The organism is Pseudomonas sp. MIS38 (assembly GCF_019891575.1).
Lineage (GTDB): Bacteria > Pseudomonadota > Gammaproteobacteria > Pseudomonadales > Pseudomonadaceae > Aquipseudomonas > Aquipseudomonas putida_A.
On the sequence record NZ_JAFLXF010000010.1, the window covers coordinates 92,236 to 104,751 of the forward strand.

The window sequence follows — 12,516 nt, forward strand, 5'->3', positions numbered from 1 at the left end:
CGGCCCCCTGTAGATCAGGAAGGCCATGTAGAGCGGGGCGGCTATTGGAATCAAGATCATAGTAGGTCTGCTCCTGCTTCAAGTAGGGCGTCGCGGTCTTGACGCAGGTTAGTGAGCTCGGCCTTGATTTGGTCGCGCTGCCTGATCAAAGCCTTGAGGGCTGTTGAGATATTCCGGTGACCGAGCTTGATCGTGATGACTTGAGCCTCGTCGAACAGCTTGACCTTCTGGTCTCGGTCGTCCGCCGCCCGCGCCGCCAGTTCTTTTTCCCGAATCTTCAGGCAGCGCTTGCAGGTGACGTGACGCCAGTTATTGGTGAGCTGGTCGTCGGTCATGTCGCCTTCGGTACCGCAGTAAACGTCTTCGGGCGGATCTTGGTCGGCCTCGGTGCCGCCGTCCCATGGGTAAAGGTGAATCGCTCGTTTGCTCATGGCGTCACTCCACCCCGTTCAGGTAGCAAGGTTCCGGGGCTTCAGCCAGCCACTGCCGGAGAGATCCCGCTGGAGTACCGGGTGAATCTTCGTCCTGCCAATGCCAGTCGAGCTCCGAATCGCCAGTCAGAACCACGTCGTAATCGTCGGAGTGCTCGTGCAGCCAATCGCCGTTGTATTCAGCCAATACCGCTAAGGCCTGTTCCGGGTTCTGCGCGGCAACCCAATCTTGATCGCCGACCTGATAGCAGAGCAGCGGGCCATCCTCCGGCTCGAAGGTGTAGCTTTTGGAGTTCATGGCGTTGTCGATGGCCTTGTCCAGCGCGGCGCCGGTCAGCACGTCTTCATGGCTGGCGAGGCCAACGACAATCCATTGTTCTTCCGGGAGCGTTACGGGCGCGCTTGCTTTTGGTTCGCGCAGAAAGCGGTACCGATCAGCAAGCGGGCGATCTTCATCATGACTTCGCTTTAGGCCCTCGACGTTTGCGAGCAGAGTCGACAAGGAGTGGTTGCTGCTCAGGCCGAACACGTTGTAGATCCTGGCCAAATCTGGGTGAACTTGAGACATGAGTCGTCCTTGCCGCTATAGCGGCTGACTTTGAAGGGGGAGGGAGTTACAGGGAGTGGTTCAGTGCTTTCACTGTGTGAAGGCAGGCGCTCCAGCCATCCCGGAAACCGCGACGCAGCTTTTGGGATTTGTAGAATTTGCCAGCAGGCTGGTCGGCCGGAAGAACAATTGATGTCCGAGAAGCGTTTTCTGCAACCAGCCGCGCAAGCGCTTCCTGATCTGGCCTGCAGCACCCACAGCATGGATCGCCGTAATAATCATGGCCGACGCCATAACACCACTCGCAGTCAGCGTTTTCAGGCGTGTCAGTCCGCGCCTTCAGTGCGGCCTTGTAGATCTTGACCGCCTGTTCTTTGCCGATCGGGTAGCCAAGGCCTGCGGCGATCAAGGTGTCCTCGGACGGCCAGATCGACATCTTGTATCGCTCCAGCTCATCAATCCGCTCATCGCGTTTGGTCAGCAGCAGTTGCAGGGCGTTGCGCTCAGCTGTGACCCGTTCCAGCTCGGCGCGGTCAACCAGCTCGACGCAAACGTCATGGGAGCTGGTGACCAGACGCTGCTGCAGCTCTTCGATCAGCTTCGAATCTGGCTGGATGTCGTTCTCGCCAAGCTCAGTTGCGTCGAAGGCGCCGCCCAGCACCAAAGTCGCCAATGTTTGTATTCCACTCATCATGCAATCCTTTTCAATTGTCGGTACCGGTGTAGGTGCCAGTCAGGACTGGACGCCTAGTTCGCTTGGCAAAACCCTCCGTTGTAGCGAGAGGGATACCTGTTACTGCGCTGATTTCCTTTATTAGCATGCCACTGTCGTACAGCTGCCTTACTTTCAGTACCGCAGAGTCAGCGTGCTTCAGCTTCCCGTTTGTTCTGCCGCGCGCCGTGGTCCCGTGAGCATCACGATCGCGCATGTTCTGTACATGGAGCACCCAACGGAGATTGCTCGAAGCGTTGTTGTGGCGGTCTCCATCACTGTGAGCAACTTCGTGCTCAGGTGATGGGCTTTCTCCGAGAAAGGTGATGGCGATCAGCCGATGAGCGAGAAACGTTTTGAACGCCATCTTGTTCCACAGCTGGACATTTAAATATCCAGACTTGTGCGGGAACTGCTTCAGCACGCGGCCCGTCTTGGAATTCCTCACTCGCCCGAGATTGCTCGCTTCATACGGCCAGCCGGGGACAGATTTCCAGACTTCAGTCATGGCAGCGGCCCATGTACATCTCGGTGCCGTCGGCGGACATGATGTGCTGGTATGGGGTGATATTGGCGCGGGCGATGAGCCATTCGGCGATTGCCGGGCGCGCGAGCAGCTTGGCGACCAGGCGCCAGAAGAGATTGATCATGCTGCCTCCGTGTCGTGGCCTGGGCAGCCTTTGCCGGTGAAATCGAAACCCTCGCAAGGCGGTCCGAACGGCAGCACTTCTTTGCCCTGGGCCAACGCCTCGAGCAGGTGATCCTTCGCCTCATCGGCGGTGCACTTGCGGCCGTCCTCCATGCGGAACATGCCTTTGAGCTGACGCTTGCTGAAGTCACGCAGCGCGCCGCGCACGCTCAAGTGAATGTGGAAGGTGCGACCGCTGGGGCCGAATGGATCGGCTGGTTTGTTTTCTGTAGGCATGTGCGTCCTATGCCAGGGCATGCCCGGGCGGTGGAGGGTGGTTACGACTTCTTAAATGTCTTGGTCAGTGCTGCGTTGACGCTGCTGCCTCGCAGCAAAACCACTCGGGCGATGGCCGCACGATCTTTCTGGCTGTGACTGGCTTGTCCTAGCAGGCCGAAGTAGCTGTTGGCGGTTTCGCGCAGATCCTCGGCAGGCGCTGCGGTGATTCGCTTCAGTGCTTGGGCCATCGAGCGTTTCCGAGTGGTGCGCCGCCACGGCTTGATGACGTGCCCTACGAAGTCCACGCCGCGATCCACTGGCTGTAAGATCGTCTTGCTGGGATTGAGCTTGGCGCCGAGTTTCGGCAGGAACGCTTCAACTTGCTCCCGCCACTGATTCAGTTGTTGTGGCGATTCATGAAGAAACACGAAGTCGTCGACATACCGGATGTAGTGCTTGGCGCCGAGCTGGTGCTTTGCGAACTGGTCGAGCGCATCGACGTACACGTTCGCGAAGAACTGCGATGACAGGTTCCCGATCGGTAGGCCGAGGCGCGCAGGCTGAGCGGTGAGACGCTTGTGCTGCGGCACTCGATTGAACAGGTGCGGTGGGCTGCGCAGCACGTAATCTTCGCGCGGGTCGTGCATCAGGATCGTTTCGGCCAGTGCCAGCCACCAGGGTTCGGTGATCTTCTTCGCCAGTTGCTGGCGCAGCACCTGCTTATCGATCGCCACGAAGAAGTTGGCTAGGTCGCACTTGAGATAGAACATCGGCTTCGACCAGTTTTGGCTGGCGCTGCGGATCTTCGATTCAAGGCGTTTCGCTGCATACAACGTGCCTCGCCCGGGGATGCACGCACAACTGTCCGCTATGAAGCTGGCGTAGAAGCGCGGTGCCACATGGTTGTACATCAGGTGGTGGACGACGCGGTCCCGGAACGCTGCCGCCCAAACTTCTCGGGCTTTCGGTCGGGTTACCACGAAACAGATGGAACGGCCTGGCCGGTAAGTGCCAGCGATCAGGTCGTCGTGGAGCTCCAGCAAGTTGATCTCCATGTCCTTCTCGAAGTGCCGGGCGCTCGCGGTGTTCCGCTTGTTCCGGCGACAGTCGTAATACGCTTGGACGAGATCCTCGAACTGGAAGGGTGCAACGCTTAAATCTGCGGACCGGGCGCGCGACGCGCTCGATGTTCTTGCCGCCGTAGTCGAGCCAGCCATCTGCAAAGTCCATGGTGTAGGCGATGTAGGCGGAGAACTGCGACCTATCGAGCTATCTACATCGCCTTGCTGAAGGCGGAACCGATCAGCAAGGAAACTGCACAAGACCTACGCGGACGCTTTAGACCGGCGGTATCTTTTGTGTGCATGGCGGTGACCCAGAGGTCAGCGGCTCGACCAGATTTTGCGCACAGACGCGAGAGCCTTGACCCTCACGCAGCGGGCGCGGTTGCGGACTTCTTCCAGGCGTTCGCCTGTCGGCCTACGGAGGCCGTTAACTTCATTGCTTTGGCGTGCTGCCCCTTGCTGATCAGCGCTTTATTGGTGAGCGCTCGCAGCAAGTAATTCAGCATCCATATGCTTTCCAGCAGGAGGTTCAGGTGGGGCAGCTTGTCTCTCGACATATTGGCCCGGCCGATCAGCACCAGAACTTGCAAGCACTCATCTCGAATCTTTGCTCCGACAACCTGTTTCAGGTCGCGAGGGATGTTGCGCACCAGATCAAGCGACATGCCGAGCAGTTCTTCTGCAACCTTGTGGATCTCCAGATCCATGTGAAGGGCCATCCTGGCCTCCTTGAAAAGCGAGGGCGCTAACGCGCCCATGAATGAAGGATTGAAGGATCAAATAAAGCGTCTGCGGACCGGGCGCGCGACGCGCTCGTCGCCCTTGGCGTCGTAGCGGCTGAGCCAGCCATCTTCAAAGTCCATGCGGTAGGCGTTGTAGGCGGAGAACTGCGAGCTGGTCCAGTGATAGCGCTTGCTGAACACGTCCTTGTCGCCGATCGTGATCTCCAGAAACGAAGCCTCGCGACGGGACATCAGATGAAAGTCCTTGTGGCCCTCGCGCTCGAAGGCGGCACAGAACTGGGCGGCGGGGTAGGAGTCATCGGCAGCGATAAGATCGTCCGTATTGGCTCGGCCATCCCAGGCACTCTTGGCGCCGTTGAGTTCGTTGCCGTAACCACCCCACTCGAACTCGCCTTCTGCATCGGCGCCGGTCGGGACGATCAGGTAGTAGGGTTTGCCGTCGCCCGGGAACAAACCGCCATTCACACCACCTTCGCCGGGCCAGATTTCACCTACAGCAGGGATGTCGCTTGCGGCAGCGGTCGGCGTGACTCCAATCGCCAGAGAAGCCAGCTTGAGCACCACCGATTCATCTGGGCTGCTGATCATCAGATCGCCACGGGTGTAGGTGGTCAGTTGATTCGTTTGCATTGGATGCTCCTGTGAGCGAATTGGGCGCAGGCCGCCGGCGCTACCCGGCAAGCTTCTGGTCTGAGCGTCGTCCTGACGCTCCCGGGAATCGCCTGCATAAAAGCAATGAAGGAATGAATTACTGAATAGGAAGGCTGCGGACCGGGCGCGCGACGCGCTCGAGGCTCTTGAAGTCGTTGTCGAGCCAGCCATCTTCAAAGTCCATGGTGTAGGCGAGGTCGGCGGAGAACTGCGAACTCAGCCAGTGCCAACGATCTTCGCGTAGGGTGACCAAGCCTTCGGACTTCGCCGCCATCAGCAGAGCGCCTTCGAGGTAGGACGGGATGTGCGCATCCAGCTCCAAGGCCTTCACCGCGATATCGTTGCCGGCTTCGGCCATGGCGCGGGTATTTGCGGCACCATCACTGAGGCTCTTCGCGCCGGCGACGTCCTCGCCGTACTTACCCCAGCTGCCGATCAGTTCGTTGTCGAGCAGCACCAAGGCGCGCTCTTCGCCGTTCAACCAATAGCGAGCGAAGAAGGTGCCACCGGCGAGAGGTTGACCGCGTTCTGGCAGGTCGGCGGCCGCTACGGATTGTTGTGCATGTTCAGTCATGATTTTCTCCGGGTATGTGCCGCCCTCCGTGACCGGATGCGCAGCGTGAGGGTGGTTATTCGTCGTGAGTGATGCGAAGGGCTTCGCGGTCGTGGGCAAGCTTCAATTTCCGCGACACGTTTTCAGGTATCACGTATTCGTGTCGCGGCGGCGTGAGTAAGGGAAGGGCGCCGCCCGGGCCAAGGCCATGCAGGTGGTGAATCATCAGCGTGATCGCCTCGCCCTGTTCCTCGATGCCGCTCCAGGCCATCAGCTCAGCAAGGGCTTGGCGCGTGCCGGGCAGGCAGTGCAGCCGAATCTCTTCTTCGCCGCGGCTCTTCCTCTTCGCCGCGGCTTTCTCTGAACGCTCCGCGCTGCTCTTGGCCATGGCCTACCTCTTCAATTCCGCTGGCCGGCAAGTCCAGCCAGGTCTGTCGGCGGCGCGTGGCCGCCCGGTTGATGGTTCGTCTCACGCTGCTACCTTCACCTGATGCCAGGCGCCGGCGGCGTAGAACAGCTTCGCGGCTTGGGCTTCGTCCATCGACACTTCGTCCGGAATGGCGATCCAGCCTGACGCAACCAGATGGTTCGGGTTCGCGCTGTTGCGCAGCTCCAGGTAGTAATGCTCGATCGCATCGGTCAGGCGCTCGACCTTGTAGATGCCCTCGGGCGAGATCTCGACCGACTTGATGTACTCAGCGCCGCGCTCATCCCGACACATGGCGCCGATGTAGATCGTCCAGCGGTAGGAGAAATCGAATATCGCGTTGGCGATCGCCAGACTTCGGATCTGCCGGCAGCTCTTCCAGTTCGCCATGATCTGGCTGCCGCTGGGGTCGATGTTCACCACCGCGACGTGGTTGGTGCGCAGCAGCGCCCGGCAACTGCGTTCGGCCCGGGCGAAGCCGTTGTTGGGTTTGCGTTTCGACTTCATATCGAGTCCGCCATTTTGCGCAGAGTCTTTCGGTCAGCGGCCGATATCGGCTTCGGTCGCCGCTTGAGGACCGTTTCAGGGTCTATTCGAGTCGAGCGGGGCGGTGGCAGCGGATTGCGCGGCGGACTTTTCAGCTTGTCGATCCGCCCGCCAGCGGCGAGGTACTGGGCAACCTGCGCCGATATCGCCTCGGCGCTTTGTCGCTGCTGTTCGACCAGGTTGAGGTGGTTGCTGATCATGCTGGCCTCACTTGATCCGGATCGAGCTGTCACCGCGCTCCAAATGCGCGTAGGCAGGCTCTTCGATCAGTTCGTGTTCTGCGTCTTCGCCGGCGGCCATGCGCTTTCGCACAGCTTCGTTGTGCTCGCGAATGTCCTTGAGCTTGGCGGCGATCGCGTTTTTGTCCGGGGCAATGCTAGTTTTCACGGATGTCAGTTCGTCGGGCACCGCGTCCTCGTTGTCGACGATGACCTTCTCCTTGCCCAGGGCCAAGGTGATGGTGAACAGCGGGCGCTTGATCGACTTGAGGTTTGCCGCTTCCATGTTCCGGCGCAGGTAATCGCTGATCTGCGCAACGCTGTTGGACTTGATGCGCTTGAGCTCGGTCAGTCGCTCAATCTCAGATTCGATGGCGGTCACGTCGCTTTCAATGTTACGACGCAGCATGACGATGTTGTCGGCCTTCACCTCAAACTCGCCTTGGATCTCGTCCATTGCGTGCTGCAGGGCTTCTTTCAGACCCTCGTCGTCGGTGTCTGCCATTCCCTGAAGTTCGGCGAGTTTGCCGGTCAATGCGTATAGCTGGGTCATGCTGCATTCTCCTTGCCGGGCTCAAGGGCCGCTTTGCGCTCTTCAAAAGCGCGAGTGATTCGGGCGATGAATGTCGGCTCGTTGCGGCGGGTCGCCTCGCGGATGTATTTCACGTTCAGCATCTTCAGTTCGTGGGCGGTGACGGCCTTGCCCATCGTTTCCACCGCAGAATTCAGCCAGTCCAGTCGCTCCTGCTTCTGACGAAGGATCTCGGCGTCCTTGTCCACTGCCTGCTCGATCGCCTGTTCTTCCTTAAGCTGCTCGACGTAGGTCTCATCATCGAACAATCCAAGGAACACATCCGCGCTGAACCCAAGCATGGAAAGTGCTTTCTTGATTGCGTCAGTCAGCGACTTCTTCGGCGCCTCGCCATCGGTGGTCATGCCATAGCTGGTCTTGTACTGGTACCGAGTGCAGCCGTATTGCTCGATCTCGCCGCGCTGGCCGTCCTGCATGAACCAGAGAGCAATTTTCAGCGTGTGCCCGATCTCGCGACCGATGCAGGTACGCTTATCGCCTTCGCCGGTAAAGATTTCATGGCCGTCATCAAACCGTTCTTCGATGATTTTCCAACCCCAGCCGATGCCAACCGGGCCGAACAGCTCGGTGGCCTTCATAACCATCGCGGTGCCGCTCAGGCTGGTGATGTCCTGGCCGTTCACCTTGGCTTTTTTGGTGAACCGGGTGTCTGTCTTCTCGACCAGGGACCAAATCTGCATGTTTTTATCGGACATGACTGTTCTCCGCGCCACTGGAGAGGGGCGCTGTGGAAGTGGTTATTCGGCGGGAGGAGCTGGGAGAGGCTGCCAATGCGTTACCGCATCAAGACATTGCGCGCGAGATTCGCCAATTACGTTCCAGTACTTCCGCCCCCATTCGCCGAGATACCCGGCGCCGTACCAGTTGCAATGGAAATCATCAGATCCGGTGTTCATCCAGACCTCAGTGTTCAGTAATGCGACTACCTGATTTATTTCAGGCAGGCGCTCGCTGCATGCGATCCATTCGGTCACAGAAGTTTCCTTGCCGCGCCCAGCGCAGCGATTGAAAGCTTGGTTTATTGAGTGATGCGATCGGCGAGGGCGCTGAGCAGCATCAGGAAGGTGAAAACGCCGAGGGAAGAGAATGCACCGCGCCAGATGATCAGGCGCCGCGCCCACTGGCGGCTGGTCACTGGAACACCTTGTAGGTGGTCGACTGCGGCGGCTGGCAGGTGCTGGAGGAATCGCGTGCCACGTTGTAGCTGGCCATCACGATCAGCAAGCCGCCAGCGAGAACCCAAAACATGATCTTCATGGTCGAGACCTCACGGCAATGCGGCCTTGTTTGATGGCTGCTACCAGCGGAGGGGGAAGCGCGGAAACAGGAAGTTCGCGAGGGATGCCAGCGCCGACAACCGCGAGGCTGCGTTCAATCTCTTCCAGCTGCTCATCTAGAACCGTTTTAACCGGTGCAATGGTCATGCCGAGACTCCTTTCAGGTAACCGTTGCGCTCGACGAACTTGGCGTCCAGCGCATCCCGATAACGATTGGCGGTAGGCGTGTCGATGATCTGGGCGAACTCCGCCATTTCGATCATGCCCATTACGAAGGTGCGATCCGGTACTGGAGTGCAGGACTTTCGCATCTTCGCGATTTCAAGGCCCAGCCGGGCCAGTGCTACCTGGTTGCTCATACTGCGTCGTCCTCGGCAGCTTCGCGCTCAGCAGCAACTGCATCAGCGGCGTGAGGGCGGAGGAAGTTGGCGGCGATCGCCTCAAGCTGCGTGACCGGGCTGTTGCTGCCCAGCAGGTGCTTGGCGTGAGTCAGCGCCTCGGCTTGGCTGCCAACCACGACGGCCAGCACCAGGTTGGAGAATGAGTCACGATCATCCAGCCCGTCGATCTGCCGCTGATTCAGGTGGTGCTGCAGGTGTTCGGCGTACTCCGCTGAGGTCACCTTCCGCACCGGGCCAAACCGGCGCTTCCATTCCACATCCGAGCCGCACACCAATTGTTCGGCGGCGCTTTCCAGCCATTCGCGCTGATCGTCCGGCTCACTCACCGCCGGAGGCAACTGTGCGTCGTACATGGCCTGACAGAGTTTCAGTGCTGCGTTCATGGCTGTGTCCTCGATGCCTGCGCTCGGTAACGGCGCATGAGTCCGTCAGTGAGGCGTTTGATGATTCTTGGATAGCGGTCGGGGTGATGCAGGCGGCAGGGCAATTCCTCACGCCCCCACATCTCGTGGTCGCAGTAATCGCAATCGCAGTGCTTATTCAGCAGGGCGCGTGCTTCGGCCTTACAGGCTGCGCGGAGCGTGAACCACCGGCGTCCACCGCCACGGAATACTTCGGCGCTTTCGGTCGTGACGTTCATGGTCGCCTCCAAAGTGGCGGGTATTGATCCAACAAAACTCGGATGCACTCGTTCGCTCCGCTGGTTGCCGTTGGGCGCGGAGGGGAGTGCATTCGGGTGGTGTCGGAGAATTACGGGTATGAAAAAGCCCGCTTGGTGCGGGCTTTTGTGAAACTGCGCCGGTTACTGCCGGACGAGTTCGATCAGACGCTTAGCTTCAATCACTGCCGGGTCGCCAGACTGCTCTGGCGTCCACGTTGTGTACTCGGCCAGCATCGACTCTTCGTGCGCCCTGTACAGCGCTTCAAGCGCCGCCAGCAGCTCGGGCGCCATCTTCTGCAACTCTTTCTTGTCCACGGGTGAATCCTCATTTCGTGATGACTTCATCATAGCCGCATCGGGGTGTGATCTGTCCGGGGCTCAACCGGCATTGAGCAGATGGGGCAGTCCTGAAGACTACCTGTTGGCACATCCGCCGCCCGAGGCTTGGCCTCAGATCACACCCCGATGCGCTCTCATAGAGAGGATCGGGCAGTTAACGACAGGCTGTCGTGCAGTGATTCTGTGTCCGAAGGAGGTCGGACCGGCATGCAAGGCCATTACGCCATTCACCCACCTATCGGGCTCTGTCACCCCTTCATGACGCGTTCGGGGTTTTACGCGGCGATCCAGACTTACTTTTAGATTGGGTTCCAGGGTCGCATCTCGCCAATTTCTTTTTGGCTTACGCCTAATTCGTGCGATGCATCAGTTCCAGGATCAGCGCCTTCTCGTAGCCCGGGACATCGCAGGTGCAGGAGGTCGGGTTGAGCCGGTCGAGCATTACCGCGACGCGGGCCTTGCGGAATTGTTTGCGGTTCATCGTCTTGCCCTCCGTTGATTTCCAATGCCGCCTCATCGAAGCGGCATCAGTAAATCTGTGGCGCCGTGACCCGCTACTGGCGGCCGTCATCGGCTTGATTTGAATGTCTGGTCACTCACCGCGCCGCCGGTAACCGGTGGGCGAAGCTCGATTCCTCCCGATTACCGCCGGGGAAGGCGGGGCGCATTGCTTGCCGGGTTACTCACACGGTTAAGGCGTTTCACCATCGATCAGCCGTACAGGTTTTTCCTGTCGTGGGCAGGCTTTCGGGCCTGTCTGATCGCCGGTCGCCGGTAGAGGCAATGCGGTCTGTTGTTTGGTTATTGCGCTGGTTGTTAAAGAGCGGCGGGTCTCTTGAGGCCCTGGCGCCTTCTTGCTTTGGCGTTGAGGCAAATTTAGAAAACTTAACAAGATTGGTCAAGGCCTATTTTTAGAAAACTTAACAAAAGTTTAGGGAGGTTGATTTGCGGGCACAAAAAAGCCCGCCGATTGGCGGGCCTTGGGAGAGGTGGAGTTACGTCAGTTCGCACCGCGTGAGTACATCGCCCACCAGAAAACGTGGCCAATAATGACGATCTGCTGCTCTTGGATCTGATCGAAGGTGTAATCCTCGTCCGGATGCTCGTCGCGATTGAAGCTGCGAAGCCTAAGACCGGTCGGGATTCGGTAGAGCTGCTTCACACGCAGCTGTCCATTGTGATTGATTGCGTACATTTCGCCGTCGACCACGTCCCGCAGGGTGTTTTTCCCCATGTTCACGCCGACCGTGGCGCCGTCGCGCAACACCGGGATCATGCTGTTGCCGCTAACCATCACGCACTTGGCGTTATTGAACTGAACGCCATTGTTGCGCAGATCCTTCTTGAAGAAGCGCAGTCTCGCGGTATCGCTTTCCTCAATCACAGACCGCCCAGACCCCGCAGCAAGTTCGACCTCTTGCAGGAAGGGGACATATACCTCGTCATCACCGAGTGGTGTCTCGTCATCCCACGTTTCAATAGTGCCGAGCGGTATCGACTTGTGCGCATCCGGCAAGCCAGCACCATCAGATAGCCAGTCCGGCGAACAATCCAAGGCTTTAGCCAGGGCGAGCAGATTCTTGCCCTTCGCCCCATTCGTACCAGCCAGCCAGAAAGAGACAGTCGTCCGAGAGACGCCAGTCATTTCGCTTATGTCAGTCGCTCGTAGGCCCTTGGCCTCCATTCGACTCTTCAATCGTTCGCTGAAATTCATATTTAGGATTCTAAACAAGCGTCTGTTTAGATAACTTGCACTTTGCTGTTAACATTTCTAAACTCGCTCGCAGTGAAGTGGAGAAACCTTAAATGACCTATGACCAAGCCCTGCAATTCTTCGGCTCGCCCGGCGCGATCGGTGAAGCCCTGCGCGTCACCCGTAGCCGCGTCTCGCAGTGCCGATCTGCCGGTGGCTTCTCCTACCCAATGCAATGCGTGTTGGAGAAGGAGTCCGCCGGGAAGCTCACTGCGAGCCGTCACGACGACCCTGCCAGCTCGACCAAGCAAACAGCTGCATAACCAATTTCCACAGCCAGGAGCATCGAAGCATGTACATGGACCCCAATCAAAAGCGCGCCATCCCGGTGAAGGTTCGATTCGAACCAGTGCTTGATCGGATTCTGCGTAAGGCCGCGACCAAAACCCGTATGCAGCACGCCACCTACCTCTACGAAATCATCGAGTGGGCAGTGGCCAATGGCGTGATCGAGGAACTGATGCAGGACAAACAAGAAGATATCGCGGGCTGAAGCCCCTTTGGAGGGCCAAATGACCGTAGAGCTTGAAAGGCTGCCTCCACCGACTCGAAAGCGAGTGGAGGAATTGATGCGCGTAAACGGCTGGAGTTTCAGCCATGCCGTCAACGCAATGATGGAAACCGCGATTGCATGCGGTGCGCTCTCAGAAGTGGGGCGAAAGAAAGCCAAGGTGCTGAAGTTGGTGCCCCCAAT

Annotated in this window: 26 protein-coding genes; 2 read left to right on the forward strand and 24 right to left on the reverse strand. The window is 58.7% G+C overall.

Going from position 1 to position 12,516, the window contains the following annotated elements; translation table 11 throughout:
- Window positions 1–56: 56 nt before the first annotated feature.
- The 24 genes from J1G18_RS13620 to J1G18_RS13725 all read right to left on the reverse strand — a co-directional run bounded on the left by J1G18_RS13620 (window position 57) and on the right by J1G18_RS13725 (window position 11,783).
- A complete protein-coding gene (locus J1G18_RS13620) occupies window positions 57–431 on the reverse strand; it encodes a hypothetical protein (RefSeq protein ID WP_223007853.1) in 375 nt (124 codons plus the stop codon).
- A 4-nt stretch (window positions 432–435) separates the two neighbouring features.
- Window positions 436–999, reverse strand: a complete 564-nt coding sequence (locus J1G18_RS13625) for a hypothetical protein (RefSeq protein WP_223007854.1) — start codon at window positions 997–999, stop codon at window positions 436–438.
- A 46-nt stretch (window positions 1,000–1,045) separates the two neighbouring features.
- Window positions 1,046–1,669, reverse strand: a complete 624-nt coding sequence (locus J1G18_RS13630) for a hypothetical protein (protein ID WP_223007855.1) — start codon at window positions 1,667–1,669, stop codon at window positions 1,046–1,048.
- Between the two features lie 13 nt (window positions 1,670–1,682).
- A complete protein-coding gene (locus J1G18_RS13635) occupies window positions 1,683–2,198 on the reverse strand; it encodes an NUMOD4 motif-containing HNH endonuclease (RefSeq protein ID WP_223007856.1) in 516 nt (171 codons plus the stop codon).
- Window positions 2,191–2,340 (reverse strand): hypothetical protein, encoded by a 150-nt coding sequence (locus J1G18_RS13640; protein ID WP_223007857.1) that lies wholly within the window; start codon window positions 2,338–2,340, stop codon window positions 2,191–2,193. Before J1G18_RS13640 ends, J1G18_RS13635 begins: the two co-directional genes overlap by 8 nt.
- Window positions 2,337–2,615, reverse strand: coding sequence for a hypothetical protein (locus tag J1G18_RS13645; RefSeq protein WP_223007858.1), 279 nt, complete (start codon window positions 2,613–2,615; stop codon window positions 2,337–2,339). Before J1G18_RS13645 ends, J1G18_RS13640 begins: the two co-directional genes overlap by 4 nt.
- Before the next feature lie 41 nt (window positions 2,616–2,656).
- Window positions 2,657–3,814 carry an RNA-directed DNA polymerase gene (locus tag J1G18_RS13650; protein WP_262415576.1) on the reverse strand — a complete coding sequence of 386 codons (1,158 nt, stop codon included), beginning with the start codon at window positions 3,812–3,814 and terminating at the stop codon, window positions 2,657–2,659.
- Window positions 3,815–4,026: 212 nt separating this feature from the next.
- On the reverse strand, window positions 4,027–4,380 hold the full coding sequence (locus J1G18_RS13655; protein ID WP_108183214.1) for a four helix bundle protein: 354 nt from the start codon (window positions 4,378–4,380) through the stop codon (window positions 4,027–4,029).
- 57 nt (window positions 4,381–4,437) lie between these two features.
- Entirely contained in the window at window positions 4,438–5,034 is a 597-nt protein-coding gene (locus J1G18_RS13660; protein ID WP_223007859.1) for a DUF1566 domain-containing protein, read from the reverse strand.
- Between the two features lie 118 nt (window positions 5,035–5,152).
- A complete protein-coding gene (locus J1G18_RS13665) occupies window positions 5,153–5,629 on the reverse strand; it encodes a hypothetical protein (RefSeq protein WP_223007860.1) in 477 nt (158 codons plus the stop codon).
- Between the two features lie 55 nt (window positions 5,630–5,684).
- Window positions 5,685–5,996 (reverse strand): hypothetical protein, encoded by a 312-nt coding sequence (locus J1G18_RS13670; protein WP_223007861.1) that lies wholly within the window; start codon window positions 5,994–5,996, stop codon window positions 5,685–5,687.
- An 81-nt stretch (window positions 5,997–6,077) separates the two neighbouring features.
- The gene (locus J1G18_RS13675) at window positions 6,078–6,542 is read right to left on the reverse strand and encodes a hypothetical protein (RefSeq protein ID WP_223007862.1); all 465 of its coding nucleotides are present in this window, start codon (window positions 6,540–6,542) and stop codon (window positions 6,078–6,080) included.
- Entirely contained in the window at window positions 6,539–6,781 is a 243-nt protein-coding gene (locus tag J1G18_RS13680) for a hypothetical protein (RefSeq protein ID WP_223007863.1), read from the reverse strand. Before J1G18_RS13680 ends, J1G18_RS13675 begins: the two co-directional genes overlap by 4 nt.
- A gap of 7 nt (window positions 6,782–6,788) precedes the next feature.
- Window positions 6,789–7,352 carry a siphovirus Gp157 family protein gene (locus J1G18_RS13685; protein ID WP_223007864.1) on the reverse strand — a complete coding sequence of 188 codons (564 nt, stop codon included), beginning with the start codon at window positions 7,350–7,352 and terminating at the stop codon, window positions 6,789–6,791.
- Complete coding sequence (locus tag J1G18_RS13690) at window positions 7,349–8,086, reverse strand: hypothetical protein (protein ID WP_223007865.1); 738 nt, start codon at window positions 8,084–8,086, stop codon at window positions 7,349–7,351. The genes J1G18_RS13685 and J1G18_RS13690 overlap by 4 nt, the downstream gene beginning before the upstream one ends.
- A 42-nt stretch (window positions 8,087–8,128) precedes the next feature.
- Window positions 8,129–8,365 (reverse strand): DUF551 domain-containing protein, encoded by a 237-nt coding sequence (locus tag J1G18_RS13695; protein WP_123587644.1) that lies wholly within the window; start codon window positions 8,363–8,365, stop codon window positions 8,129–8,131.
- Between the two features lie 157 nt (window positions 8,366–8,522).
- The gene (locus J1G18_RS28015) at window positions 8,523–8,648 is read right to left on the reverse strand and encodes a hypothetical protein (protein WP_256616944.1); all 126 of its coding nucleotides are present in this window, start codon (window positions 8,646–8,648) and stop codon (window positions 8,523–8,525) included.
- Window positions 8,645–8,815, reverse strand: coding sequence for a hypothetical protein (locus J1G18_RS13700; protein ID WP_223007866.1), 171 nt, complete (start codon window positions 8,813–8,815; stop codon window positions 8,645–8,647). Before J1G18_RS13700 ends, J1G18_RS28015 begins: the two co-directional genes overlap by 4 nt.
- The gene (locus J1G18_RS13705; RefSeq protein ID WP_123587643.1) at window positions 8,812–9,027 is read right to left on the reverse strand and encodes a hypothetical protein; all 216 of its coding nucleotides are present in this window, start codon (window positions 9,025–9,027) and stop codon (window positions 8,812–8,814) included. The genes J1G18_RS13700 and J1G18_RS13705 overlap by 4 nt, the downstream gene beginning before the upstream one ends.
- Window positions 9,024–9,452, reverse strand: coding sequence for a hypothetical protein (locus J1G18_RS13710; protein ID WP_223007867.1), 429 nt, complete (start codon window positions 9,450–9,452; stop codon window positions 9,024–9,026). Before J1G18_RS13710 ends, J1G18_RS13705 begins: the two co-directional genes overlap by 4 nt.
- Complete coding sequence (locus tag J1G18_RS13715) at window positions 9,449–9,709, reverse strand: hypothetical protein (protein ID WP_223007868.1); 261 nt, start codon at window positions 9,707–9,709, stop codon at window positions 9,449–9,451. The genes J1G18_RS13710 and J1G18_RS13715 overlap by 4 nt, the downstream gene beginning before the upstream one ends.
- 162 nt (window positions 9,710–9,871) lie before the next feature.
- Window positions 9,872–10,045: a hypothetical protein gene (locus J1G18_RS13720; protein WP_223007869.1), complete on the reverse strand. Its 174-nt coding sequence runs from the start codon at window positions 10,043–10,045 to the stop codon at window positions 9,872–9,874.
- Between the two features lie 373 nt (window positions 10,046–10,418).
- The gene (locus J1G18_RS28020) at window positions 10,419–10,550 is read right to left on the reverse strand and encodes a hypothetical protein (RefSeq protein WP_262415577.1); all 132 of its coding nucleotides are present in this window, start codon (window positions 10,548–10,550) and stop codon (window positions 10,419–10,421) included.
- A gap of 519 nt (window positions 10,551–11,069) precedes the next feature.
- Window positions 11,070–11,783, reverse strand: coding sequence for an XRE family transcriptional regulator (locus J1G18_RS13725; RefSeq protein WP_223007870.1), 714 nt, complete (start codon window positions 11,781–11,783; stop codon window positions 11,070–11,072).
- Window positions 11,784–11,875: 92 nt separating this feature from the next.
- Here J1G18_RS13725 and J1G18_RS13730 point away from each other — a divergent pair, with 92 nt between their 5' ends.
- Both J1G18_RS13730 and J1G18_RS13735 read left to right on the forward strand, forming a co-directional pair.
- Window positions 11,876–12,085 (forward strand): hypothetical protein, encoded by a 210-nt coding sequence (locus J1G18_RS13730; protein ID WP_044463860.1) that lies wholly within the window; start codon window positions 11,876–11,878, stop codon window positions 12,083–12,085.
- 29 nt (window positions 12,086–12,114) lie between these two features.
- Window positions 12,115–12,315 carry a hypothetical protein gene (locus J1G18_RS13735; RefSeq protein ID WP_039012569.1) on the forward strand — a complete coding sequence of 67 codons (201 nt, stop codon included), beginning with the start codon at window positions 12,115–12,117 and terminating at the stop codon, window positions 12,313–12,315.
- Window positions 12,316–12,516: the final 201 nt, after the last annotated feature.